The sequence below is a fragment of the Pseudoalteromonas sp. SG45-2 genome, from assembly GCF_014164115.1.
Lineage (GTDB): Bacteria > Pseudomonadota > Gammaproteobacteria > Enterobacterales > Alteromonadaceae > Pseudoalteromonas > Pseudoalteromonas distincta.
Genome location: NZ_JACJEO010000008.1, coordinates 26,016 through 51,015 on the forward strand (window position 1 = coordinate 26,016; position 25,000 = coordinate 51,015).

Genomic DNA, 25,000 nt, shown 5'->3' on the forward strand with positions numbered 1-25,000 from the left:
TTACAGTAACGTACTGTTTATAGATAATTTACTAACGAAGACTTTGTATTATGCCGGTGATATTTAAAAGGCTAGCGTTACTTGTTCGCGCTCATATAGATCAGTTGAGTTGGCAAGCAGTGGCATTAGCTATTTTGACTCATATGCTATTAACATGGAGCTTGCTATTTATAGCGAATGAGAAAGCGTTAACTTCGCTTACTACCTTTTTTTACTATTACACAGTAACAACATCAACAGTGGGATATGGTGACTTTAGTCCAACTACTGATCTTGGTCGTTGGGTGGTTGCATTAATACAAATTCCATTTGGTTTAGCTTTATTTGGTGTCTTGCTAGGAAAAGCAGGACAGACAGTTACTTACTTAATTAGGCGCGCTATGACTGGTGATAAAAACTTTGCCCACAGTAACCACCATATTATTATTTTTGGTTGGCACGACACTCGTACAAAAAAGATGATTGATTACATTTTGGCAGATACGAAGCGAACCGATCGTCGTATTTTACTCGCGGTAACCGAGCAAATGGATCATCCTTTTTTAGCTAACGAAAGCGTTGATTTTGCACGTTTAACGAGCTTTACTAATTTAGCTGAGCTAGAGCGGGTTGCTATTCGTAGTGCTGATAAGGTGATTATTGATGGTCAAGATGACGATCAGACATTTACAACAGCCCTGCGCATAAGTCGCTTAGTAAAAGATGATTGTCATATAAGTGCTCACTTTTTGGATGAAACCAAAGTTGAGATGATGTTAGAGCATTGCCAAAATGTAGAGTGTAGTAGTGCAAAATCAGCTGAGATACTCGTACGCTCAATGCAAGATCCAGGTTCGAGCCGTGTGCAAGAGGAGCTGCTATCTACTTTGCACGGCGATACACAATTTAGTTTGAAAATACCAGGCGGCTGCAAAGATATGGAGTTTGGTACTTTGTTTCATCATTTTAAGCTTGAGCATGATGCAATACTGTTGGGTGTTGCTCATAATTTAAGTGCACAAAATATGGATTTAAATCCACCATTAGATTACAAAGTAAGTGAAGGCGATATTCTGCACTATATATCGGTAGATCGAGTATTAAGTAGTGAAGTAGACTGGTCGAGCCTAGAAAAATAATGAATGAAGTTGTATTTTTAATTGTTGTTTTAAGTGCTTATATATTACCTGTCGTTATTGTACTCAACAGTAGGCGTACACAGGGTCATGAAAAGAATGGCTGGCTAATGGGAATAATTATATTTTCTTGGTTAGGGTTAATGATGTACTTTGCCATTGTGCCCAAGTATGGGCACAAAAAGAAAAAGGCCAAATAGAGTAGTTGGCCTTTACAGCCGCTTTTACTGGCGTAACTACTCTTCTAGTTGCTTAATTTTATGCTCAATTAAAGGATCGTCAGGTACAAGTTGTTGAGCAACTTCTAATAACTGAATGGCATCATTAGGATGCTCATCTTGATGCTTAAGGGCAACATCTATTAATGGCTGAATATCAATTTTTGCCTGATGTTCCAGTACGTGAACTTCTTTTTCATCAATCAAAATATTATGAGCTTTGCTTAATAGTGTTTGACGGTGAGCTGAGTTTACATTCGCTTTATTAAGGCTTTTGTAATAATCCTCTTTAAAACGTAAGGTTTTAGTTTGCAGACGAAACTGCGCAATATCAATTTGCTGATGCTGGATAAAATCGACGGCTACTTGCTTATAAAATCCAAACTTATTCAAATATGTGGCATGTGTGCCATGCCCCATACCAAATACTCGTAAGTGAGTTAACTGCTTATAGCGCTTAGCGTGCATTCGGTCTATACGATTAGTAGGATCGTAAATAATATAGCCTTGGGCATCTCCTAAATCTAGATCGTGATAATCTTGCTGCCAATCAAACTGCTGAGCTATATCGGTACTAGAGCGGTCATCCCACGGTACTAATTCTTTATTTTTAGTACTTACTGGATGAAAGAACAACACCTGATTTAGCTTTAATAGTTTAGCAAAAGCGCCAACAGCAAATCCGCCACGACTTAAACCATAGCCAAGTCGACAATTAAACGGCGTAAGTAATGTTGATAATTGCTCGAGAAAAAAGATTAAATTACGATTACGAAACCAATTACTTTTACCTAAATGCTGAAAAGCGATTACGTTTACGTTTTGTTTTTGAGCTAAGTGATAACCCCATGGTGCAAAATCAGGATGAAGATCTTGCTCTTGCACGTTAGTGCCAGCAGGGGAAAAGGTAAAAAGCAGGGGTTTATTAACGTCAACAAAATCATACTTAACAAATACATCGCCGAGTAAATCACTACCCGTCATGGGTAATCGAGTTTGTTGCTCATTGCGCGGGAGAGTTAACCATTCATCTAACCAATACAGTAATTTCATTAATCCTCCAGCTATAAGTCAGCATAGATCATATCAAACTCAATGAAATTAGGTCAAACCGATAGGGTATTACTGCGCCATTTTGATTATTTCATCCCAGTCATTTTTAGTAACAGGCATTATTGATAGACGTCCGCCCTTTTTAAGTGCGATTTCAGTAATATTGTCATTGGCTTTAATATCTTTAAGGCTAATTAATTTTTTTAAATGGCTTTGATAAGTAACCTCAACAACAACCCAACGTGGTTTGTCGCTGGTGGCTTTTGCATCGTAATAGTCGCTGCTTAAATCAAATTGAGTGGGGTCTGGGTAGGCTTCTTTAGTAACCTCGGCAATGCCCGCTACGCCCACGTGTTTACAGCTTGAATGATAAATCATGACTGAATCACCGACTTTGACGCCGTCACGCATAAAATTTCGAGCTTGGTAATTACGCACGCCTTCCCAAAGAGTCGTTTGTTTTGGTGCATTTTTTAAGTCATCTAATGAAAACGCATCGGGTTCAGTTTTAAATAGCCAGTAAGCCATAACAGTATTCCTAACAAATATTTACTTCCCACTATTGTATAGTATCATTTGGACACTAGGGTAATGAGGAAGAAATAATGAGCCAAGTATTAGATGATTTATTGTCGTTGTTAACACTTGAAGAAATTGAGCAAGGTTTATATCGAGGACAAAGCCAAGATTTAGGTTTTGGTGCTGTATTTGGTGGTCAAGTAATGGGGCAGGCGCTTTCTGCTGCCAAAAAAACTCTACCTGAAGGGCGAATAGTTCATTCATTACATTCTTACTTTTTACGCCCAGGCGATCCGGCTAAACCCATTGTTTATGACGTTGAAACTATTCGTGATGGAAAGAGCTTTAGTACGCGCCGAGTCAAAGCAATTCAGTACGGTAAACCTATTTTTTATATGACCGCGTCATTTCAGGGTGAAGAAAATGGGTTATCGCATCAAGCGACAATGCCTGATGTTCCCGCACCGGAAGAATTACGTTCATCGCTTGAGTTTTACCAAGATAATGCTTCGCATATCCCAGAGGTTATCCGTAATAAGTTTACCCGTGAAATGCCAATTGAAATGCGACCGGTTACTTTTCATAACCCGTTTAAACCAGAGGTTATGGAGCCGGTAAAGCATATTTGGTTTAAAGCTAATGGTGAAATGCCGGACGATCAGCGTATCCATAATTACTTATTAGCGTATGCGTCTGATTTTGAGTTTTTACCAACTGCATTACAACCTCATGGTGTATCGTTTATGCAGCCAAATATGCAAGTAGCTACGATTGATCATGCAATGTGGTTTCATCGTCCATTTAGAATGGATGATTGGATTTTGTATTCAATTGATAGTCCAAGTGCGAGTAATGGGTGTGGTTTGGTACGCGGGCAGTTTTTTGACCGCCAAGGCAACTTGGTTGCCTCAACAATGCAAGAAGGGGTTATGCGTCAACGCTAACCCCTTCTGTAAATGCATTGCTAGTTACACTGATCTTGTACTATATCGCTGATTGACTGCCAGACGCGTGCTGGCAGTAATGTTTTAAGGTGTGCGTAGGTTTCACATAGTTGTGTGCTACCTACTAAGCCCTTATCACCCTCTGTTATTAACGACTCGCCACGTAAGTTTTCGATAAAACTAACAAGTACTTTTTTGTCAAAAAACTCAGGTGTTTTAATACCATGCAGTGTACCTAAACGTTGTGCGAGTACTTGGCTTTCTCTTTCAAGCTCGGCTTTTTCAATGCCATCACTTGTTTGAATAAAACCAATCACAATAGCGTAACGTTGTAGGGTAAAGCTAAGTGCTCGTCCAAGCATTTCTAGCTTAGCTAAGCAGTCGTTACTGTTCGTTATATGAATGTTATCGCCATCAAACTCAATTAAATTTTGATCGGCAAAATTAGCTAAAATACGCGTTATGTAGTTTTCATCAAGAGGTTGTAAATACCATTCTTTAGCAAATAGCGGATAAAATGTTTTTACAAGTTGCTGGCATTGCTCAATAGTTGTGCTGTGTTGTTTAAATAGATGTAGTGCAATTAAGCTTGGTACTGCAAACAAGTGCAAAATGTTGTTTCGGTAGTAATTAAACAGTACTTTTTCTTTATCGCTAATAGTAATAATTTCGCCAAATTCATCACTGATAACTTCAAACTTATTCAGCTTTAATGCATGCGTTAGTAATTGCTCTGGTGTTTCGTCTGGCGCGGTTACTTTATCGCTATAGCTTGCATCGCGCTGTAAGCGCAGATAAAAATCAAGTTGTGCTAATAGCTTTGGTTTACTCAATGCTTGTTTATCGTTAACCAGCAATATCATCGCTAGTAAGTTAACAGCATTAAGCGCCGCCGCATTATTAATTTTAACCATTACTTGGTCGGCAAGTTTAGTTACTTGTGGCGCTAACCATTGTGGCTTTTGCACGTCGGTTGGGTGTATTGAATCACGCCAATCAGGTTGGTTATCGTTTAAGTATTGGTTAATCGAGATTGGATCACCAAAGTTTAAATTACCACGACCGTAGTTTTTAAGGTTTTTGATTGCCTTAAAAATACCAAATATAGATTCGCCTTTTTTATCTTTTCCATCTAGCTCTTTAAGGTAGGTGTTAATTTCCATTACGTGCTCGTAGCCAATGTACACAGGAACGATAGATATTGGTCTGTCTATTCCGCGCAGCATTGCTTGTAATGTCATAGATAGCATACCTGTTTTAGGTGGAAGTAAGCGCCCAGTTCGGCTTCGACCGCCTTCCGTGTAAAACTTAACAGAGTAACCTTTAATAAACAGTTGGCTTAAATACTCTTTGAATATGGCAGAATAAAGTTTATTGCCTGCAAACGAGCGACGAATAAAGAATGCCCCAGAGCGTCTAAATATGCCACCGGCAGGGAAAAAGTTAAGATTTATACCTGCAGCTATATGCGGAGGTACTAAACCTAAATGATAAATAGAGTAAGTAAGCAGTAAGTAATCCATATGACTGCGATGACAAGGCATATAGATTATTTCATGGCCTTTATCTGTTAGTTCATGAATTTGTTCTGCGTGTTTAATATCAATACCGTTATAGAGCTTATTCCATAACCAAGTTAAAAATCGCTCGGCCACACGTATCATTGCTTCAGAGTAATTAGCAGCTATCTCATCAAGTAGCTTAAGTGCATTTTGGCGGGCTTCTGTTTGGCTAATGTTTTTAGCTTTAGCTTCATCTTGAATTGCTTTTTTTATTGTAGGTGACGCTAATAATGAATTAAATAATTGTTCACGAGATGGCATTTTAGGGCCTGTAGCAGCTAGCTTTTGGCGCTTAAAGTGAACACGTGCTACACGTAATAATTTATGTGGTAACTCGCTTACATCGGCTTTTTCATTGACTAAAAGTGATAAGTCGAGTGGTTGGCTAAAGCGAATAAAGTTATCGCGCCCTGAAAATAACACCACAAAAAACTTTCTAAACCAGCTTGGAGTAAGAGAGTGTGTAATTAAAGTACGTAGTCCTGGCTTTTCTTTACCTGGGTCGCGCCCCCATAAAATAGTAACAGGCACCACTTGTACGTTTTGCTGACCGCTTTTTATTAAGTACTCAATAATTTGCTTGCCTTGGGCTAAAGCATTGGTTGGTTTTGCTTCATCACCAAACAGTGGTGGTGGATTTTTAATACCAATAAAACGGTCTAAATTCTGAGTCCCTAGCACTTGCTCTTCTGTTGGGCTTGGAAGGCCATTCTTTTTACAAACATGCGCCAGCGCGGCTAAATCAAAACGTGAATTTAAACGCACTATGTAAAATGTAGGGTACTCAGGGTTTAGATCATACTGTTTAATAGGATTTTTTGGCAGCACTTTGCTTTTCACAAATAAGCGGCTAAATCCAGCAGACATAACATTTAAACAATAATTAAAAATACGCATCGACTCACCATATTGAGAGTATTAAGGGCAAAATTAGCGCAACAGGATACCATAATATCTAAAAATCCCTTAGTTTGCGCAATTAAGATGTTTAGTTGTTTGTTGACTAGCATCAAAAGCATTAGTTCAAGTATAGCTATTGAACATGTATGGACGCATATTTAATCAAATTAGTATTCATTACATTGTTTCTAAATAGTTGTTGCATTTATCACCAATACCTCTATAATACGCAGGCTTTCAAAATTCCTCTGGGAACTAGAAAGGATAAATTAAGCTTGGATTTCAAGCTAATAAACAGGAGTTCCGATTTGGAACTCAACGTAGATATAATCAAACAGCCGACATCTTAAGTTTTAAGATTGTTTCGGTCGTTTTTTTATGCTCTTTTATATGCTCTTTATATTGAGGTTAAGAATGTCAAATCAACGCATTCGTATTCGCCTAAAAGCTTTTGACCACCGTTTGATTGACCAATCAACGGCAGAAATCGTGGAAACTGCGAAACGCACTGGCGCACAAGTACGTGGTCCAATCCCACTACCTACACGCTTTGAACGTTTTACTGTACTAACTTCACCGCACGTTAATAAAGATGCGCGTGATCAGTACGAGATCCGCACCCATAAACGTCTGATAGACATCGTAGAACCAACTGACAAGACTGTAGACGCGCTTATGCGTTTAGATCTTGCTGCTGGTGTTGATGTTCAAATCAGCCTGGGTTAATCGAAAGATTAGAGAGGTTTTAGGAAAATGGCATTAGGTCTAGTCGGTCGTAAAGTGGGTATGACACGAATCTTCACTGAAGATGGTGTATCTATCCCTGTGACAGTTATTGAAGCGACACCTAACCGCATTGCTCAGATCAAATCTGACGCAACAGACGGTTATAACGCGCTTCAAGTAACCGCAGGCACTAAAAAAGCAAGTCGTGTAAACAAAGCTAAAGCGGGTCATTTCGCTAAAGCTGGTGTTGAAGCGGGTCGCGGTCTGTGGGAATTCCGCCTTAACGGTGGTGAAGGCGATTTTGAAGTAGGCGCTGAGCTTACTGTTGAATTATTCAACGAAATCAACAAGGTTGACGTAACCGGTACTTCTAAAGGTAAAGGTTTCCAAGGTGGTGTTAAGCGCTGGAATTTCAGCATGCAAGACGCTACACATGGTAACTCTCTATCTCACCGTGCTCCTGGTTCAATCGGTCAAAACCAATCACCTGGTAAGGTGTTTAAAGGTAAGAAAATGGCCGGTCATATGGGTGCTGAGCGTGTAACGACTCAAAACTTAGAACTAGTTCGCGTTGACGCTGAGCGTAATTTGCTTTTAGTTAAGGGTGCAGTACCTGGAGCTATTGGCGGTGACGTTATCGTTAAACCAGCTGTTAAAGCATAAGTCCTGGAGATTTAGTGATGGAATTAGCAATTAAAGACGCTTCTGGCGGTCTTGAAGTTTCTGAAGCTACTTTTGGACGTGAGTTTAACGAAGCATTAGTACACCAAGTAGTTGTTGCATACGCAGCAGGTGCTCGTCAAGGTACTCGTGCTCAGAAGACACGTTCTGAAGTAAGCGGTGGTGGTAAAAAACCATGGGCTCAAAAAGGTACTGGCCGTGCACGTGCCGGTACAATCCGTAGCCCAATTTGGCGTTCAGGTGGCGTTAGCTTTGCAGCTAAACCACAAGACCACAGCCAAAAAGTAAACCGTAAAATGTACCGTGGTGCGATTAAAAGCATCTTATCTGAATTAGTTCGTCAAGAGCGTTTAATCGTTGTTGAAAGTTTTGCTCTAGCAGCACCAAAAACTAAAGAACTAGTTGCTAAGCTTAAAGAACTTGAGCTTAAAGATGTTCTTATCGTGACTGAAGAAGTAGATGAAAATCTTTTCTTATCGGCACGTAACCTTTATAAGGTTGACACACGTGATGTAGCTGGTATCGATCCTGTAAGCTTAATTGCTTTCGATAAGGTACTTATTACAGCCGCTGCTGTTAAGCAACTTGAGGAGGCGCTAGCATGATTCGCGAAGAACGTCTTTTAAAAGTGATCCTTGCTCCACATATCTCTGAAAAAAGCACAATTGCTGCTGAAGAAAACAATACTATTGTTTTTAAAGTAGTAAATGACGCAACTAAAGCTGAAATTAAAGTAGCAGTTGAGAAGCTTTTTGAAGTAGAAGTAACGGGTGTTCGCACACTTAACGTTAAGGGTAAAACAAAACGTACTGGCGCACGTTTCGGTCGTCGTAGCGACTGGAAAAAAGCTTACGTTACTCTTAAAGAAGGCAGCGAGCTAGACTTTGTCGGCGGCGCCGAGTAATAAGGGGATAGAATTATGGCACTTCAAAAGTGTAAGCCTACTTCTGCGGGCCGTCGTCACCTAGTTAAAGTGGTTAACTCTGATCTACATAAGGGTAAGCCATACGCACCACTTTTAGAGAAAAACTCTAAATCAGGTGGTCGTAATAACAATGGTCGTATTACGGTTCGTCATATCGGTGGTGGTCATAAACAACATTACCGTTTAATCGATTTTAAACGTACTAAAGATGGCATTCCAGCCACTGTTGAACGTTTAGAATACGATCCAAATCGTAGCGCAAACATCGCTCTTGTATTATATGCAGACGGTGAGCGTCGTTACATTATCGCACCAAAAGGCTTAAAAGCTGGCGATGCAATCCAGTCTGGTGTTGATGCACCAATCAAACCTGGTAATGCATTACCAATGCGTAATATGCCTGTAGGTTCGACTGTTCACAACGTAGAATTAAAACCAGGTAAAGGTGCTCAAATCGCACGTTCTGCTGGTGCATACGTTCAAATCCTTGCTCGTGATGGTCAGTATGTAACATTACGTCTTCGTTCAGGCGAAGTTCGTAAAGTTGAATCTGATTGTCGTGCGACTCTAGGTGAAGTAGGCAATGCTGAGCATATGCTTCGTTCACTTGGTAAAGCAGGTGCAAATCGCTGGCGTGGTATTCGTCCGACAGTTCGTGGTGTTGCCATGAACCCGGTAGATCACCCACACGGTGGTGGTGAAGGTCGTACATCTGGTGGTCGTCATCCTGTGTCTCCATGGGGTAAGCCGACTAAAGGTGCGAAGACGCGTAAGAACAAGCGTACGGATAAATTTATAGTACGTCGTCGTACTAAGTAATATTGAGGAATAGCCATGCCACGCTCTCTCAAGAAGGGTCCTTTTATAGACCTACACTTGCTGAAGAAGGTAGAGAAAGCTTTGGAAAGCGGTGAGAAAAAGCCAATTAAAACTTGGAGCCGTCGTTCAATGATCATACCTAACATGATCGGATTGACCATTGCTGTCCATAATGGTCGCCAGCACGTACCAGTTTTCGTTTCTGACGAAATGATCGGTCACAAACTAGGTGAATTTGCACCAACTCGCACTTACCGTGGCCATGCTGCGGATAAGAAAGCGAAGAAACGATAAGAGGGGAAGATAAATGCAAGCATTAGCTAAACATAAATTCGCCTCTGGTTCGGCGCAAAAAGCACGTCTAGTTGCAGATCAGATCCGCGGGTTACCTGTAGATCGCGCACTAGAAATCCTGGCGTACAGCCCTAAGAAAGCGGCTGTATTAGTTAAGAAAGTACTTGAGTCTGCTATTGCTAACGCAGAGCATAACGAAGGTGCTGACATTGATGAGCTTCGTATAACAACGATCTTTGTGGACGATGGTCCTACAATGAAACGTATTATGCCTCGTGCTAAAGGACGCGCAGATCGCATCCTTAAGCGTACAAGCCATATCACTGTTATGGTTTCAGATAGCTAGGAGTATAAGTAATGGGACAAAAAGTTCATCCTACTGGTATTCGCCTAGGTATATCTAAACCTTGGGTTTCTACCTGGTACGCGAGTTCAAAAGATTTCTCTGCACAGCTTTTTGGCGATCACAAAGTTCGTACATTCCTTACTAAGGAATTAAAAACGGCTTCTGTGTCTAAAATCGTTATTGAGCGTCCAGCAAAATCAATCCGAGTAACAATTCACACGGCTCGTCCGGGTGTTGTTATCGGTAAAAAAGGCGAAGACGTAGAAAAATTACGTCAAGCGGTAACTAAAATCGCTGGTGTACCTGCTCAGATTAATATCTCTGAAGTACGTAAACCAGAACTAGATGCACAACTAGTAGCAGACGGCATTGCCTCTCAACTAGAACGTCGTGTTATGTTCCGTCGCGCTATGAAGCGTTCGGTACAAAATGCAATGCGCATCGGTTCTAAAGGGATTAAAGTTGAAGTTAGCGGTCGTCTTGGCGGCGCTGAAATCGCACGTTCAGAATGGTATCGTGAAGGTCGTGTACCTCTACATACTCTTCGTGCTGATATCGATTACGCAACTTCTGAAGCCTTAACCACTTATGGTATCATTGGTGTTAAAGTTTGGATCTTCAAAGGCGAAGTTATTGGTGGTTTACCACTAGTACAAGAGCAAGAGAAGCCAGCTAAACGCGCACCAAAGAAAGCCAAGAAAAGTGCTAAGTAGAGGTAGCGAGTAATGTTACAGCCAAAACGTACAAAATTCCGTAAAATGCACAAAGGCCGCAACCGCGGTTTAGCGCAAAACGGTAACAAAGTAAGCTTCGGTACTTTCGGATTGAAAGCAACTGGCCGTGGCCGTATGACTGCTCGTCAAATCGAAGCAGCTCGTCGTGCTATGACGCGTCACGTGAAACGTCAAGGTAAAATCTGGATTCGTGTCTTCCCTGACAAACCGATTACAGAAAAGCCTCTTGAAGTTCGTATGGGTAAAGGTAAAGGTTCTGTTGAATATTGGGTTGCTGAAATTCAGCCTGGTAAAGTACTTTACGAAATGGAAGGTGTTTCAGAAGAGCTTGCTCGTGAAGCGTTTGACCTTGCTGCTCGTAAACTGCCATTCAAAACAACTTTCGTAACTCGGACGGTAATGTGATGAAAGCTAGCGAACTAAAAGATAAAAGCGTAGAAGAGCTTAATGCTGAACTTCTAGGACTACTTCGTGAGCAATTTAATATGCGCATGCAAGCTAGCACTGGTCAGTTAGCTCAGACACACACGCTAAGAACAGTACGCCGCGATATCGCGCGTGTAAAAACAGTTATTAACCAGAAGGCAGGTCAATAATGAGCGATAAAATTCGTACTCTTCAAGGCCGTGTAATCAGCGACAAGATGGAAAAATCTTTCACTATCGCTATCGCACGTTATGTGAAGCACCCAATCTATGGGAAATTCATTAAACGTACGACTAAGTTACACGTACATGACGAAAATAACACAGCAAAAGCGGGTGACGTAGTTACTATCCGTGAATGCGCACCAATTTCTAAGAATAAATCTTGGACTTTAGTAGACGTTATTTCTAGTCCAAAACAAGCTTGATTTTTAATTAAGTTAGTTTTGTAAAAAAGCCCTGGCATTAGCCGGGGCTTTTTGTTTTCTGGAACTGCCTTGTCTTGAAACGTGTTTACACATTTAGGACTTATACCAATCCGCAATAATACTTAATCATTTTGTGGGGCTAAACGTGTCGCTACCTGCTTTAAAAAATGCTCATTTAGAACAACTAAATAGCGAATTTCTGCCTAGCTATCAACACGTTTTTCCAGCCTCAAAATAGATCACTTAATTAAGCGAATTGGTATTATCTTTTTATCAGAAATACAAAAGCATGCAGGGTAGTTTTCTGGTTTGTGTCATCAACTCCGTTGTTGCTATATATTTTTTAGTATCAGAACTAGTGGCTGAATCATAAAAGTTTGATTATAAGCTTACATATCTCAGTAACTTTAATACTTGCTATAGGCATATAAGCCGTAGCGTTACTTTTCTCTTACTTTATTTCAATGTTACAGTTTTAAGGTATCGAAAATAGATATTCAAATATAACTTAATCATTCGCTTGTCTGGTTTTTTTATGCCTAAAACCTCAATTTATCGCCTTAAATGAATATTCTGGTATGATTAGCAAATATGCGCTTTTGAATGAATTTTTGAGGTAATAATGACGCGTAGTTTTGAATTTCATTTAACTGATGAGATTGCCACGGTTACAATGGGTAATCGCGTTGCTGATATTATAGAGCAAGGTGCGGTTATTTATTTACATGGTGATTTAGGTGCTGGTAAAACAACGTTTACACGAGGTGTAGTGCAAGGCTTTGGCCATACAGGTAAGGTTAAAAGCCCGACCTATACACTAGTAGAACCTTATGAGCTTGAGCGTGCAAATGTTTATCATTTTGACTTATACCGCTTAGGTGATCCTGAAGAACTCGAATACATGGGAATACGCGATTATTTCTCAGCAGACGCAATTTGTGTTGTTGAATGGCCTGAAAAGGGTGGTGAATTTATTCCTGTGCCTGATTTAGATATTACTCTAAGCTATGTGGGTAACGAACGTAAAATTGTTATAAATAGTGCGAGTGAGCGCGGTATAGCAATTGTCGAAAAACTAAATAATCAATAATAATATAGTTAAGGCAGTAATTATCCAATGAGCCGAGGTGTAGTTAAACTTTTTATTTATCTTATGGTTATCACCATAAGCTTGCCGCTATGGGCTAAAAACACAATCAATAGTGTGCGTGTATGGCCGTCTCCAGATAGCACGCGCGTGGTATTTGATTTAAATGATAAGCCCGACTTTAGCTATTTCATGCTTAAAAACCCTAGCCGCCTAGTGATTGATTTAGAAAATACTAGCGAGTTAAAAACATTGCCAGGTGTGCCCCCGAAACATCAAATAGTAAGCAAATTACGTTACTCAAAACCTAAAAATAAACAAAGCGTACGTTTAGTATTTGAATTAAGTGCGCCAATAAAGCCAGTGGTATTTGCCCTCGCACCTACAGGCCCTTATAAAAATAGACTCGTTGTTGATTTATACAATAAAAGCCAAGCTACTACAGTTGTTTCTCCTGCTCAAACAGCCGCTAAAAACCGTCAACTAAGCCAAGAGCGCGACATTGTTATTGCAATTGATGCGGGGCATGGCGGCGAAGATCCTGGTTCAATTGGGCCATCAGGCACCTACGAAAAAACAGTTACACTGCAAATTGCGAAACGTTTAGAGCGCATGATTGATGGCGAACGTGGCATGATTTCGCGCATGGTACGAAGCGGTGACTATTTTGTAAAATTAAATACCCGTACTAATCGAGCCCGTGAAAAAAAGGCAGATTTTTTTGTTTCTATTCATGCTGATGCATTTACAAGCCCTGGGCCAAATGGTGCCTCTGTGTGGGTTTTGTCATTAAGACGTGCTAATTCAGAAATAGGTAAATGGATAGAAGATAAAGAAAAACACTCCGAGCTTTTAGGTGGCGCTGCTGATGTAATGAAAGATGCCGCCAATGAAAAATATCTAGCACAAGCGTTGCTTGATATGTCGATGGACCACTCTATGAAAACTGGCTTAAATGTAGCTGATGAAGTGGTTAAAGAGCTTAGTAAGGTTGCCAAACTGCATAAAAAAGATCCCCAGCATGCGAGCCTTGCAGTACTAAAATCACCAGATATTCCATCTATTTTGGTAGAAACAGGGTTTATATCTAACCCGCGAGAAGAAAAGCTACTTAAAAGTCCTAATCATCAAGAGCGTTTAGCTAAAGCTATATTTACTTCAATTAAAAATTATTATTTGAAAAACCCGCCGGATGATTCTTTATTTGCTAAATTAAAGTCGCAATATCCAACAAAGCATAAAGTACGCCCCGGTGAATCTTTAAGTATGTTAGCGAGTCGCTATGGCGTTACAGTCAATAAATTAAAACAAGTTAATAAGCTTAGTTCTAATACCTTATTTATTGGGCAAGAGCTCGATATACCTCAAAGTTAGTCATTATTATTAGCGCAATGTTTGCTAGGAAGTCTCATGAATATTGAAATATTACCCGCGCGTTTAGCCAACCAAATTGCCGCAGGCGAAGTGGTTGAGCGCCCAGCGTCGGTAGTAAAAGAGCTTGTTGAAAATAGCTTAGATGCTGGCGCAACGCGTATTCAAATTGATATTGAGCGCGGCGGCCACAAACTTATTCGTATTCGTGATAATGGCGCAGGGATAAGTAAAGATGAGCTAACGCTCGCACTTTCTCGCCACGCGACAAGTAAATTAAAATCACTTGATGACCTTGAAAACATTTGCTCACTTGGCTTTAGAGGGGAAGCACTTGCGTCAATTAGTTCTGTGTCGCGTTTAACGCTGAGCTCAAAACCAAAAGAGCAAGAAGCAGCTTGGCAAGCTTTTGCAGAAGGCCGCGACATGGCCGTTCAAGTAAAACCTGTAGCGCATCCCGATGGCACAACCATTGAAGTAAAAGATTTATTTTTTAATACTCCAGCACGTCGTAAATTTTTACGCACCGAAAAAACTGAATTTAGCCATATTGATGAGTTGATAAAGCGTATTGCGCTTAGTCGCTTTGATGTCTCTATTACACTAACTCACAACGAAAAAGTAGTAAGGCAGTATCGTGCCAAAACTGATCCCTCTCAGGCTATAACACGCGTAGCACAAGTTGCAGGTAAGGCCTTTGCTGAGCAAGGTTTGCATATTCAATCAGGAGAGGGCGGCCTACAGCTGCATGGTTGGGTGCTACCTGTAGGCTCAGCGAATACGACTCAGTACACTTATGTGAATAATCGCATGATGCGCGATAAGCTTATTTTGCATGCTATACGCCAGGCATTTGAAGAAGTAAGTGGAACACAAGAATTACCCGGTTTTGTCATTTATATTGATATTGACCCACGACAGGTTGATGTCAATGTTCACCCTGCTAAGCATGAAGTGCGTTTTCATCAAGGGCGGTTAATTCATGATTTTATATTGCAAGCTATTAAGCAGGTAGTAGTGCCATTGCAAGGCGAATTCACTAACGAATCAGCGAGCATAGAAGCAGAATTCACGCCAGCGTTCATTGAGTCAACGCATAGCAGTGCTAATAATATAGAAAGCGAAGGAGTGTTTGATTACCCTAAATCGCAATTACAGCCCTCTTACTCTGGAAGTGCTGGTTGCTCAAGTTCGTCCTCTGGTACTAGAAGTGTTGGCGGTGCATACCGTGCTGCACCAAGTACGAGCCATCATGACGTAAATGCGTTTTATCAAGGAGTGAGTGAGCAACACGCCGCGCATTTTGATAATGCAGCCAATATATCTGCTGCACCACACCAGTCCATATCTGTGGATAATGTCTTAAAAGCTGTTTCTATTATAAGTGTTAGTGAAGGAGTGTGTGTCTTTAGTGAAGAGCAGCAATTGTATTGCTCACATTTTAAATATGCATTAGTTGATGATTGGCATAATCAAATTAAAGAGTTCGGAAGTTTAGAAGGGAAAGCCCTTTTGTTACCAGTGCGAGTAAACTTAGAAAAAGAAGATTGCTTACTTATAGAATCCCAGCAATCGTGGTTTACCTTACTTGGTTTTGAACTTGTAATAGAAAAACAATTTGTAATGGTTAAAAAATTGCCAGCGTGTTTATATTTACTTGACGTAAGTGCAGCGGTAGGTGAGCTACTTGATGCGTGTAAAGCAAAACTTGAAAATATAGAGAATTGGTTAGAATGGCAAATGAAATGCGTGCCGACCCGATTTTATTTAAGCAATGTATTTTTAGCGCAACAAATGCGCTTACAAAATAATCCACAAACTATTGAACGCTTGCGTAAAAAAGCAGTTAAAATAGAGCTAAATCACTATTTAACGCAATTAGATTAAGGTATCAGTGTTGAGTAATTTACCAGTTATATTTTTAATGGGTCCAACTGCAGCAGGTAAAACAGCATTGGCAATCTCGCTGTGCGAGCATTTAAATACAGAAATAATCAGCGTAGATTCAGCGCTAGTGTATAAAGGTATGGACATTGGTACAGCAAAACCTGATGCCGAAGAATTAGCCAAAGCTCCGCATCATTTAATTGATCTACTTGACCCGAGTGAAACGTATTCAGTTGCAGATTTTAGGCGCGATGCAGTGCAAAAAATTGACGAATTTCACAGACAAGGTAAAGTACCTGTATTGGTTGGAGGTACAATGCTGTACTTCAAATCTTTAATTGATGGTTTATCGCCTTTACCTGAAGCAGATACAGAGATAAGAGCAGAGCTAGAAGCGCAAGCTAAAGAATTTGGCTGGCCTCATTTATATAAAGAATTAGTTAAAGTTGACCCAAAAGCAGCCGAAAAAATAAGTGAAAATGATTCACAAAGAATTAATCGAGCTTTAGAGGTTTACAGGTTAACTGGTAAGACCATGACTGAGTTGCAAATGCAAAAACAGCCGGCTTTACCTTATACTTTTCATCAATTTGCAATTGCACCGCAAGAACGCAGTGAATTACACCGCCGAATTGAAGAAAGGTTTAAAATAATGATTGATCAGGGGTTTGAAAATGAAGTTTCGACCCTATATCTACGTGAGGATTTACACCCCAATATGCCTTCTATTCGTTGTGTTGGTTATAGACAAATGTGGGATTACCTTGCGGGTGAAACAAACCATGATGAAATGGTTTTTCGTGGCATCGCAGCAACACGTCAGCTGGCAAAACGGCAGTTAACGTGGCTTCGTAGTTGGCCTGATGTTACTTGGTTAACAACAGGCGACGAAGAAAACTTGCATCGTGTAGTAAGTTCGCTAAGCTAGTAGTAGTTGAATATTGTTTTTTATCAAATAAGTTCAGCCACTTAATTATAATAACACCTAGAACGAAGGAACAATAACATGGCAAAAGGCCAATCGTTACAAGACCCATTTTTGAATGCACTACGACGTGAGCGCATTCCAGTATCAATCTTTTTGGTAAATGGCATAAAATTACAAGGCAAAATTCAGTCATTTGACCAATTTGTTATTTTACTAGAGAACACCGTAAATCAAATGGTTTATAAGCATGCAATTTCTACAGTTGTCCCTGCTCGCGCAGTTAACTTCCAAGCAGTTCAAGGGAGTGAAGACACTGAAGAGGCAGAAGCTGGAAACTTTTAATTAGGAGCATAATGTTTGTTTGACCGCTATGAATCCGGCGAACAGGCAATTTTAGTTCATATCGACTTGCCTAAAGAAGGAGATCGTGAAGATCTTCACGAATTAGAAATGTTGGTATCTTCTGCTGGTGTTAGTAGTTTGGCGGTTGTGCAAGGCAGCCGTCAAGCACCACATCCGAAACTATTCGTCGGTACCGGTAAAGCAGAAGAAATAGCTGAGATTGTCAAAATCCACAAAGCAGATGTCGTAATTTTTAATCATCAACTCAGGCCATCACAAGAGCGTAATTTAGAGCGCGTTTGTCAATGTCGTGTGCTTGATAGAACGACGCTAATTCTTGATATTTTTGCCCAACGCGCACGTACCCACGAGGGTAAGCTGCAAGTTGAATTGGCTCAACTTCGCCATATGTCGACTCGATTAATTCGAGGCTGGACTCACCTTGAACGTCAAAAAGGCGGGATTGGTTTACGTGGTCCTGGTGAAACTCAACTTGAAACTGACAGAAGATTACTTCGTGCCCGTATTCAAAATATTCGTGCACGTTTAGCTAAAGTTGCAGTGCAACGTGAACAAGGTAGGCGAGCTCGTACTCGCAACGAAATACCTACAGTTTCATTAGTTGGTTATACCAATGCGGGTAAATCTACATTATTTAATCGAATTACAAATTCAGATGTATACGCGGCCGATCAGTTGTTTGCCACGCTTGACCCGACTCTACGTAAGCTTGAGTTAGGTGATGTTGGCCCTGTTATCTTAGCTGATACAGTGGGCTTTATTCGTCACCTACCACATGACTTAGTTGCTGCTTTTAAAGCAACGCTTACTGAAACTCGCGAAGCTGATTTGCAGTTACATGTAATTGATGCCGCAGACTCACGTCTGCAAGAAAATATTGAACAAGTACAATCGGTGCTTAAAGAAATTGAGGCCGATGAAGTACCACAGCTATTAATTTATAATAAAATTGATGCGCTGGATAACGTAAGCCCACGTATTGATCGAGATGACGAAGGTCAACCTATAAGAGTATGGCTTAGCGCTCAGACTGGTGAAGGGTGTGAATTACTTAGCGAGGCTATCAGTGAGTTACTAGCTAAGAAGATGTTTAACGAAACATTATTTCTTACGCCATTGTATGGTCGCTTAAGAGCTGCATTGTTCAGTTTAAATGCAGTGCATGAAGAGCAATTTGATGAGCAAGGTAATTGGCTGTTAGATGTTAGAATGCCAATGGTTGAGTGGAATCGTTTAATTAAAGAATTTGGTCCTGAAATTGCTGGTTTTATCAACCGTAATTAAAAATTGACGTTTTAATGTCGGTTTTTGTATGAGAAACGCGGTAGATTTGTTAGATTTAACACAATTTCCTAATTTATTTAGATAACAATGGAGTATAGCTATGGCCTGGAATGAACCGGGTAATAATGGCAATGACAAAGATCCGTGGAATAATAAAGGCGGACGTGATCAAGGCCCACCTGATTTAGACGAGGTGTTCCGCAAGTTTAGTAACAAGTTCAGCGGCTTATTTGGCGGGAAAAAATCCGGCAATGATAGCGGCGGTGGACTTGGCGGAGCCGGTATTTCATTCATACTTATTATCGCCGTTATTGTATGGGCGTTAAGTGGTATTTATACGGTTAAAGAAGCCGAGCGTGGTGTGGTTCTACAATTTGGTAAATATGACAGAATTGCTGATCCTGGTTTGCGCTGGAAAATGACTTTCATCGAAACGGTAATCCCAGTAGATATTGAAGCTGTTCGTTCATTATCGGCTTCTGGTTTTATGCTTACTGAAGACGAAAACGTAGTGAGCGTTGAGTTTCAGGTGCAATACCGTGTTATTGACCCATACCTTTATGAATTTAGCGTAACTAACGCTGATAGTAGCTTAGAAGAAGCGCTAGACAGTGCACTGCGTTATGTCGTGGGCCATGCAAAAATGGACCAAGTATTAACTAATGGCCGTGAGGTTGTTCGTCAAAATACATGGGATGAGCTTAATAAGATTATCGAACCATATAACTTAGGTTTAATTGTTACTGACGTGAACTTTAAAGACTCTCGTCCACCAACTGAAGTTAAAGATGCATTTGATGATGCAATTGCTGCACAAGAAGATGAAGAACGTTTCATCCGTGAAGCAGAAGCATATGCTCGTGAAATTGAACCGCGTGCTCGTGGTCAAGTAACGCGTATGACTCAAGAAGCGGAAGGTTATCAAGAGCGCATTACATTGGAAGCACAAGGTGAGGTAGCTCGCTTTGAAAAGCTTTTACCTGAATATCAAGCAGCTAAAGAAGTTACTCGTGAGCGCTTATACATTGATGCAATGGAAGAAGTGTTAGGGAGTAGTTCTAAAATATTGGTTGATGTTAAAGGCGGCAATAACATGATGTATTTACCTCTTGATAAAATCATGGACAAGCAAGGAACCGCAACACGAGTTGCACTTCCAAGTTCAAGTGATATTCAAGACTTACGTAATAAAGTTAATACGTCGCGCAATAGCTCTGTTAATAGTGGCAATGACCGCTTTAACAACGACCGCTTCAATGATGGGAGATAATCATAATGAAAAACTTTAGTTTAGTAATACTATTAGCTGCCATTGTTATGTCTTTCTCATCGGTATTTGTTGTACCTGAAGGGCAAAAAGCAATTGTAATGTTATTCAGTAAAGTACAAAAAGATAGCGACGATAAAGCGATTGTATATGGCCCAGGCCTACAATTTAAAGTACCATTTTTTAGCCAAGTACGTCGTATTGATGCACGTATTCAAACGCTAGATGGTGCGCCAGATCGCTTTGTTACTAGCGAGAAAAAAGACTTAATTGTTGATTCGTTTGTAAAATGGCGCGTTAATGACTTTAGTGCCTTTTACTTACGTGCTCGTGGCGATAAGCAATATGCTGAAACGCTACTTAAGCAAAAAGTAAACAATGGTCTTCGTACAAACTTTGGTACACGTACAATTCGCGAAATTGTATCAGGTGAGCGTAGCGAGTTGATGGAAGAAGCGTTAGTACAAGCTTCTGAAAGTGCACGTGAGCTAGGTATTGAAGTACTAGACGTACGTGTTAAGCAAATCAACTTACCACAAGAAGTGAGTAGCTCTATTTACCAACGTATGCGCGCTGAGCGTACTGCGGTTGCAAAAGAGCACCGTTCTGAAGGTCAGGAAAAAGCAGAGACTATTCGTGCGGGAGTTGACCGTCGAGTAACTGTAATGCTTGCTGATGCTGAGCGTAATGCACGTTCTGTTCGTGGTCAAGGCGATGCTGATGCTGCAGGCATTTATGCTAATGCGTATAACAAAGACCCTGAGTTCTTTAGTTTTGTACGTTCGCTGGAAGCTTACAAAAAGACTTTTAAAGATAAGCAAGATGTTATGGTGCTTTCACCAGATAGCGACTTCTTCCAATATATGAAAGGCGCTAAAGCTCAATAGACTTTACGTTAATTATTTAAAAGTTAAAAAGCCTCGCATTTGCGGGGCTTTTTGTTAAATACAAACTAGTGCGTTAAATCACTGTTATTTATGTGGTTATTGGTCAATATTTGGATATAACAATTGCCCGCAGAAAAAATAAGCTGAACAGGGGTGATCTTTACTTTAGTTTTCTGGTAAAATCTCGTCCTAATTTTCTCTAAGTGAATTTACGATGGGTAAAAACGTTGTTGTATTAGGCACCCAATGGGGTGACGAAGGAAAGGGTAAGGTAGTTGATCTCCTTACAGACAAAGCATCTTTAGTAGTTCGTTATCAAGGTGGCCACAATGCGGGTCATACTTTAGTTATCGAAGGTGAAAAGACGGTTCTACACCTTATTCCATCGGGTGTATTACGTGACAATGTTAAATGTGTGATTGGTAATGGTGTAGTTTTATCACCAGAAGCGCTAATGAGAGAAATTGGCATGCTTGAAGAGCGCGGCGTACCAGTACGCGAGCGTCTTTTAATAAGTGAAGCATGTCCGCTAATCTTGCCTTTCCATGTTGCATTAGATGTAGCCCGTGAAACAGCTCGTGGCGATAAGCCTATTGGTACAACTGGCCGTGGAATCGGTCCTGCGTACGAAGATAAAGTAGCACGTCGTGGTTTACGCGTAGGCGATTTATTTAATCCTGAAGTATTTGCAGCTAAATTAAAAGAAGTGCTTGAGTACCACAACTTCACTTTAGTTAACTACTACAAAGTAGATGCTGTAGATTTCCAAAAAACGTTTGATGATGCAATGGCTGTTGCTGATATCTTAAAAGCAATGGTTGTAGATGTAACTGAGCTTTTAGATCAAACGCGTTTAGCAGGCGAAAACATTTTATTTGAAGGTGCACAAGGTACGTTACTTGATATAGATCACGGTACTTACCCTTATGTAACATCTTCAAACACTACCGCTGGTGGCGTTGCGACTGGTGCAGGTTTTGGTCCATTAAACCTTGATTACGTTTTAGGTATTATTAAAGCGTACACTACACGTGTTGGTTCAGGTCCTTTCCCTACAGAGCTTTACGACGGTCTTGATAAACAAGATCCAGTTGGTAAGCACCTAGGTGATAAAGGCCATGAGTTTGGCGCTACAACAGGTCGACTTCGTCGTACTGGTTGGTTAGATGCAGTAGCTATGCGCCGTGCAGTTCAAATCAACAGTATTTCAGGTTTTTGTTTAACTAAGCTTGATGTTTTAGATGGCTTAGAAACACTTAAAATCTGTACTGGTTACAAGCTTGAAGATGGCACAGTTACTAACGTAACACCATTAGCGGCTGAAGGTTACGATAAAGTAACACCAGTATACGAAGAAATGCCAGGTTGGTCAGAAAACACTGTTGGTGTAACTAGTCTTGACGGTTTACCAAAAGCTGCGATTGACTACATCAAACGTATTGAAGAAATTACGGGTGTTCCAATTGATATTATTTCTACAGGTCCTGACCGTGTAGAAACTATGGTGCTTCGCAATCCGTTTGCGTAATTACCATTAGATTAAAAAAAGCTGCTTCGTGCAGCTTTTTTTGTGTCTAAAATTCACCTTGGAACGATCTTTGTATATTATTTAATAAGTTTATTTATATAAGTGGTGAACATGCGTTTATTTAATCGTAATTGCGTACTAAGGCTTTCGTTAATACCGCTGTCTTTATTTATAGCAACCAACAGCTTAGCTACAGAAAGCCCTGCTGCTGTGCCGCTATATACAGAATCAGAGCTAATTGCGTTAATAAATAAAAATACGCATTTAGCGCGCGTAAAGGCAGATGATTGCCAGTTGGTGCAAGATATAGAAGCACGAGCCAATAAAATGGCATTGCCGTCTTATCAATTTTTATACGGCGATATGCTGGCTTATAACGTGTGCGTTGATCGCAATGTAGAGTTAGGTGTGTATTACATGCGAAAAGCAGCTGAGCAAGGCTTAGCGGCAGCGCTAGAGCAATTGGGACGATACTACGACACTGGTCGCTTAGTTCAGCAAGATAAAGCAATGGCAATTACCTATTTGCGTGAAGCCTCGTCGCAAGGCAATTTAAAAGCACAACTACGTTTAGTTAAATTATTTAATGATGGTTATGGCAGCCCGCGTGATTTTGAAGATGCCTATCGTTGGCTATTTAATTCTATGGTGGCAGATAAAGCGACTCATAGAAAAATTGAGCGAGCGCTGACTAAGTTAGCGCAAAAAATGCCAGATAGTGTGGTTGCTCGAGCTCGCCTTCCTATTTAATGGCTGTTAAAAACAAAACCCTAACTTTTTAAGTTAGGGTTTTTTAGTTTTTACAGACTGTAAAAGTATTTAACTGTCTTCTTTAGTCTTTGTTTGCGGGTCTTTTAAAACTGACATTTTAGGCGGCTGTAAAGCAACAACGCGTTCGCCTTCTTGCGGCGGTTTTTCCATGTTGATTGTAAACGGTCTTAGCTTAATTGGTGTATCGTCATCACTGTCTTTATCACCTTTGAGAATAAATAAAGGGATAGCCTCAGGGTTCATTTCTAAGTATTGTTCCCAGCTAAACTCATCCGAGATACGTGTTGAACTAACCTTACCGCCTTTAGCTATAATACTGCTTAAACGTGCATACGAGCCTTCGTCTCCAAACAGTATTTGTCTAGATAAAAACGTTGCGCTGTCTTTATTTGCTTTTGCATGCGACGTTGATGAGCGTAGCGAAAATACATTTTTCTCATTAAGTAAATGCGAAAAGTATTGAACACCTAACGCATTATGATGACGATTTGGCGATAATGCTAATACACTACGAATCGTTGTTAGAGGTAAGTAGCGTTCAGCATGCTCTGATTGCGGGTTACCATAATAACAAGCTAAACCATCCATACGTGCCATTCTGCAGTTTTCCCATGCAGGATCTGACAGGTGAACCGGAATGTTTTGCTCTTGTAAGCCTCGGCCGATTGCACGCGATACATGGTTTGCACCAATAATTAATATTGTATTTGGCGATGGCTGGCGTACACCTAATAGCTTGGCGACAGGAATGGCGGTTAAGCTCTGTAGTACAACGGTAATTATAATTACTGTAAATATAAGAGGTACCATTTTTTCAGCATCCGCAACACCAGACTCCATCATGCTAAGCGCAAATACTGACCCAACGGCTGCGGCGACTATACCGCGTGGAGCTATCCAGGCAAGTACCAAACGAGACTTCATTGGTAAGTCAGTACCAAAGGTCGAAATAGCAATACACAGTGGCCGAGCAACAAAAAGCACGATAGCTAAAAATATAAATACATCGCTGTCGAGCATCATTAAATCAGAGAGCTGTAAGCGTGCTGCAAGTAAAATAAACAGCGTTGATATTAATATCATCGACAAGTCTTCTTTGAACTCAAGTACAGAATCTATTTCTAAATCGTCTTGGTTAGCAAGCCAAATACCAAATACAGTCACTGCTAATAGGCCTGATTCATGGCTTAAATAGTTTGATACAGAAAAACTAATGAGTACTAATGCCAATATACCAAACTTATGTAATTCAAATGGTAGCCACTCGCGGCGCATTAATAGTGTTGTTAACCAACCAGCAGCAACACCAATACTTAATCCAACACCTAGGGTTTTAACTAAAGCAATAATAGTGTGGCTAAATACTTCGCCTTGGCCTACCAGCATTACGGCTTCAAATACTAATACAGCGAATAATGCGCCGATCGGGTCTATTACAATACCTTCCCATCGAAGTATGCGGTCAATGTCTTGTGTTGGGCGCATTGAGTTTAATAGCGGTGCTATAACAGTAGGGCCTGTTACAACTAGCACTGCACCTAATACCGCAGCTACACGCCAATTAAGTTCAAGCAACCAATAGGCGCTGAGGCTAATAATAATACAGGTAGTAAGCATGCCGATGGAGCAAAGGTTTCTTACAACTTTTCCGATTCCTTTTAGCTCTCTGAAATGCAGAGTTAAGGATCCTTCAAATAAAATGATGGCAACACTTAGTGATACAACTGGAAACAGTAAATCACCTAACAATGCATCAGGGTCTAAAACACCACTAAATGGCCCAAGTAAAAGACCAGTAAGCAATAAGAAAAGAATAGCGGGCACTCTAAAAGCCCACGCGACCCATTGGGCAAGCACAGAGCAAAGTGCGATACCGGCTATGTAAATTGCTGACATAGATTAAGAATTCCTTATTTATGACGGTTTGTTTAGAAAGTA

General features: G+C 40.4%; 28 protein-coding genes. 24 read left to right on the forward strand and 4 right to left on the reverse strand.

Annotated elements, in window-relative coordinates; all coding sequences use genetic code 11:
- Window positions 1–50: 50 nt before the first annotated feature.
- Window positions 51–1,118: a potassium channel family protein gene (locus tag H5116_RS07310; RefSeq protein ID WP_002957906.1), complete on the forward strand. Its 1,068-nt coding sequence runs from the start codon at window positions 51–53 to the stop codon at window positions 1,116–1,118.
- The gene (locus H5116_RS07315) at window positions 1,118–1,315 is read left to right on the forward strand and encodes a PLDc N-terminal domain-containing protein (protein WP_149603303.1); all 198 of its coding nucleotides are present in this window, start codon (window positions 1,118–1,120) and stop codon (window positions 1,313–1,315) included. The genes H5116_RS07310 and H5116_RS07315 overlap by 1 nt, the downstream gene beginning before the upstream one ends.
- Before the next feature lie 36 nt (window positions 1,316–1,351).
- Here H5116_RS07315 and H5116_RS07320 read toward each other — a convergent pair whose 3' ends face one another.
- Both H5116_RS07320 and H5116_RS07325 read right to left on the reverse strand, forming a co-directional pair.
- Window positions 1,352–2,386, reverse strand: coding sequence for a cytosolic protein (locus H5116_RS07320; protein ID WP_182715851.1), 1,035 nt, complete (start codon window positions 2,384–2,386; stop codon window positions 1,352–1,354).
- 69 nt (window positions 2,387–2,455) lie between these two features.
- A complete protein-coding gene (locus tag H5116_RS07325; RefSeq protein WP_182715852.1) occupies window positions 2,456–2,914 on the reverse strand; it encodes an EVE domain-containing protein in 459 nt (152 codons plus the stop codon).
- Window positions 2,915–2,991: 77 nt separating this feature from the next.
- Here H5116_RS07325 and tesB point away from each other — a divergent pair, with 77 nt between their 5' ends.
- Window positions 2,992–3,849 (forward strand): acyl-CoA thioesterase II, encoded by an 858-nt coding sequence (tesB, locus tag H5116_RS07330; protein WP_182715853.1) that lies wholly within the window; start codon window positions 2,992–2,994, stop codon window positions 3,847–3,849.
- 20 nt (window positions 3,850–3,869) lie between these two features.
- Here the strand turns inward: tesB and plsB are convergent, their stop codons facing one another.
- The gene (plsB, locus tag H5116_RS07335; RefSeq protein WP_182715854.1) at window positions 3,870–6,308 is read right to left on the reverse strand and encodes a glycerol-3-phosphate 1-O-acyltransferase PlsB; all 2,439 of its coding nucleotides are present in this window, start codon (window positions 6,306–6,308) and stop codon (window positions 3,870–3,872) included.
- Window positions 6,309–6,725: 417 nt separating this feature from the next.
- Here plsB and rpsJ point away from each other — a divergent pair, with 417 nt between their 5' ends.
- The 21 genes from rpsJ (at window position 6,726) to H5116_RS07440 (ending at window position 23,041) form a co-directional block, all read left to right on the forward strand.
- Entirely contained in the window at window positions 6,726–7,037 is a 312-nt protein-coding gene (rpsJ, locus tag H5116_RS07340; RefSeq protein ID WP_002957900.1) for a 30S ribosomal protein S10, read from the forward strand.
- A 27-nt stretch (window positions 7,038–7,064) separates the two neighbouring features.
- A complete protein-coding gene (gene rplC / locus H5116_RS07345) occupies window positions 7,065–7,700 on the forward strand; it encodes a 50S ribosomal protein L3 (protein WP_002957898.1) in 636 nt (211 codons plus the stop codon).
- A gap of 17 nt (window positions 7,701–7,717) precedes the next feature.
- Entirely contained in the window at window positions 7,718–8,323 is a 606-nt protein-coding gene (rplD, locus tag H5116_RS07350; RefSeq protein ID WP_002957897.1) for a 50S ribosomal protein L4, read from the forward strand.
- Window positions 8,320–8,622, forward strand: a complete 303-nt coding sequence (gene rplW, locus H5116_RS07355; protein WP_002957896.1) for a 50S ribosomal protein L23 — start codon at window positions 8,320–8,322, stop codon at window positions 8,620–8,622. Before rplD ends, rplW begins: the two co-directional genes overlap by 4 nt.
- Before the next feature lie 15 nt (window positions 8,623–8,637).
- Window positions 8,638–9,462 (forward strand): 50S ribosomal protein L2, encoded by an 825-nt coding sequence (gene rplB, locus H5116_RS07360; RefSeq protein WP_002957895.1) that lies wholly within the window; start codon window positions 8,638–8,640, stop codon window positions 9,460–9,462.
- 15 nt (window positions 9,463–9,477) lie between these two features.
- The gene (rpsS, locus tag H5116_RS07365) at window positions 9,478–9,756 is read left to right on the forward strand and encodes a 30S ribosomal protein S19 (RefSeq protein WP_004588689.1); all 279 of its coding nucleotides are present in this window, start codon (window positions 9,478–9,480) and stop codon (window positions 9,754–9,756) included.
- Between the two features lie 13 nt (window positions 9,757–9,769).
- On the forward strand, window positions 9,770–10,102 hold the full coding sequence (rplV, locus tag H5116_RS07370; protein WP_002957892.1) for a 50S ribosomal protein L22: 333 nt from the start codon (window positions 9,770–9,772) through the stop codon (window positions 10,100–10,102).
- A gap of 11 nt (window positions 10,103–10,113) precedes the next feature.
- Entirely contained in the window at window positions 10,114–10,815 is a 702-nt protein-coding gene (gene rpsC / locus H5116_RS07375; RefSeq protein ID WP_002957891.1) for a 30S ribosomal protein S3, read from the forward strand.
- A gap of 12 nt (window positions 10,816–10,827) precedes the next feature.
- Entirely contained in the window at window positions 10,828–11,241 is a 414-nt protein-coding gene (gene rplP, locus H5116_RS07380; RefSeq protein WP_002957890.1) for a 50S ribosomal protein L16, read from the forward strand.
- On the forward strand, window positions 11,241–11,432 hold the full coding sequence (gene rpmC / locus H5116_RS07385) for a 50S ribosomal protein L29 (RefSeq protein ID WP_002957889.1): 192 nt from the start codon (window positions 11,241–11,243) through the stop codon (window positions 11,430–11,432). The genes rplP and rpmC overlap by 1 nt, the downstream gene beginning before the upstream one ends.
- Complete coding sequence (rpsQ, locus tag H5116_RS07390; protein ID WP_002957888.1) at window positions 11,432–11,689, forward strand: 30S ribosomal protein S17; 258 nt, start codon at window positions 11,432–11,434, stop codon at window positions 11,687–11,689. Before rpmC ends, rpsQ begins: the two co-directional genes overlap by 1 nt.
- Before the next feature lie 622 nt (window positions 11,690–12,311).
- On the forward strand, window positions 12,312–12,779 hold the full coding sequence (gene tsaE / locus H5116_RS07395; RefSeq protein ID WP_182712012.1) for a tRNA (adenosine(37)-N6)-threonylcarbamoyltransferase complex ATPase subunit type 1 TsaE: 468 nt from the start codon (window positions 12,312–12,314) through the stop codon (window positions 12,777–12,779).
- Between the two features lie 27 nt (window positions 12,780–12,806).
- Entirely contained in the window at window positions 12,807–14,150 is a 1,344-nt protein-coding gene (locus tag H5116_RS07400; protein WP_182715855.1) for an N-acetylmuramoyl-L-alanine amidase, read from the forward strand.
- Window positions 14,151–14,186: 36 nt separating this feature from the next.
- Window positions 14,187–16,034: a DNA mismatch repair endonuclease MutL gene (mutL, locus tag H5116_RS07405; RefSeq protein ID WP_182715856.1), complete on the forward strand. Its 1,848-nt coding sequence runs from the start codon at window positions 14,187–14,189 to the stop codon at window positions 16,032–16,034.
- A gap of 10 nt (window positions 16,035–16,044) precedes the next feature.
- Window positions 16,045–16,962, forward strand: a complete 918-nt coding sequence (gene miaA, locus H5116_RS07410) for a tRNA (adenosine(37)-N6)-dimethylallyltransferase MiaA (RefSeq protein WP_182715857.1) — start codon at window positions 16,045–16,047, stop codon at window positions 16,960–16,962.
- Between the two features lie 78 nt (window positions 16,963–17,040).
- Window positions 17,041–17,304 (forward strand): RNA chaperone Hfq, encoded by a 264-nt coding sequence (gene hfq, locus H5116_RS07415; RefSeq protein WP_024597268.1) that lies wholly within the window; start codon window positions 17,041–17,043, stop codon window positions 17,302–17,304.
- 15 nt (window positions 17,305–17,319) lie between these two features.
- Window positions 17,320–18,609 (forward strand): ribosome rescue GTPase HflX, encoded by a 1,290-nt coding sequence (gene hflX, locus H5116_RS07420; protein WP_024597267.1) that lies wholly within the window; start codon window positions 17,320–17,322, stop codon window positions 18,607–18,609.
- A gap of 100 nt (window positions 18,610–18,709) precedes the next feature.
- Window positions 18,710–19,879, forward strand: coding sequence for an FtsH protease activity modulator HflK (hflK, locus tag H5116_RS07425; protein ID WP_182715858.1), 1,170 nt, complete (start codon window positions 18,710–18,712; stop codon window positions 19,877–19,879).
- A gap of 5 nt (window positions 19,880–19,884) precedes the next feature.
- Entirely contained in the window at window positions 19,885–20,763 is an 879-nt protein-coding gene (gene hflC, locus H5116_RS07430) for a protease modulator HflC (protein WP_002957880.1), read from the forward strand.
- 214 nt (window positions 20,764–20,977) lie between these two features.
- On the forward strand, window positions 20,978–22,291 hold the full coding sequence (locus H5116_RS07435; protein ID WP_024597266.1) for an adenylosuccinate synthase: 1,314 nt from the start codon (window positions 20,978–20,980) through the stop codon (window positions 22,289–22,291).
- 111 nt (window positions 22,292–22,402) lie between these two features.
- A complete protein-coding gene (locus H5116_RS07440; RefSeq protein ID WP_039489024.1) occupies window positions 22,403–23,041 on the forward strand; it encodes a tetratricopeptide repeat protein in 639 nt (212 codons plus the stop codon).
- A 69-nt stretch (window positions 23,042–23,110) separates the two neighbouring features.
- Here H5116_RS07440 and H5116_RS07445 read toward each other — a convergent pair whose 3' ends face one another.
- Entirely contained in the window at window positions 23,111–24,958 is a 1,848-nt protein-coding gene (locus H5116_RS07445; RefSeq protein ID WP_182712016.1) for a sodium:proton antiporter, read from the reverse strand.
- Window positions 24,959–25,000 lie beyond the last annotated feature (42 nt).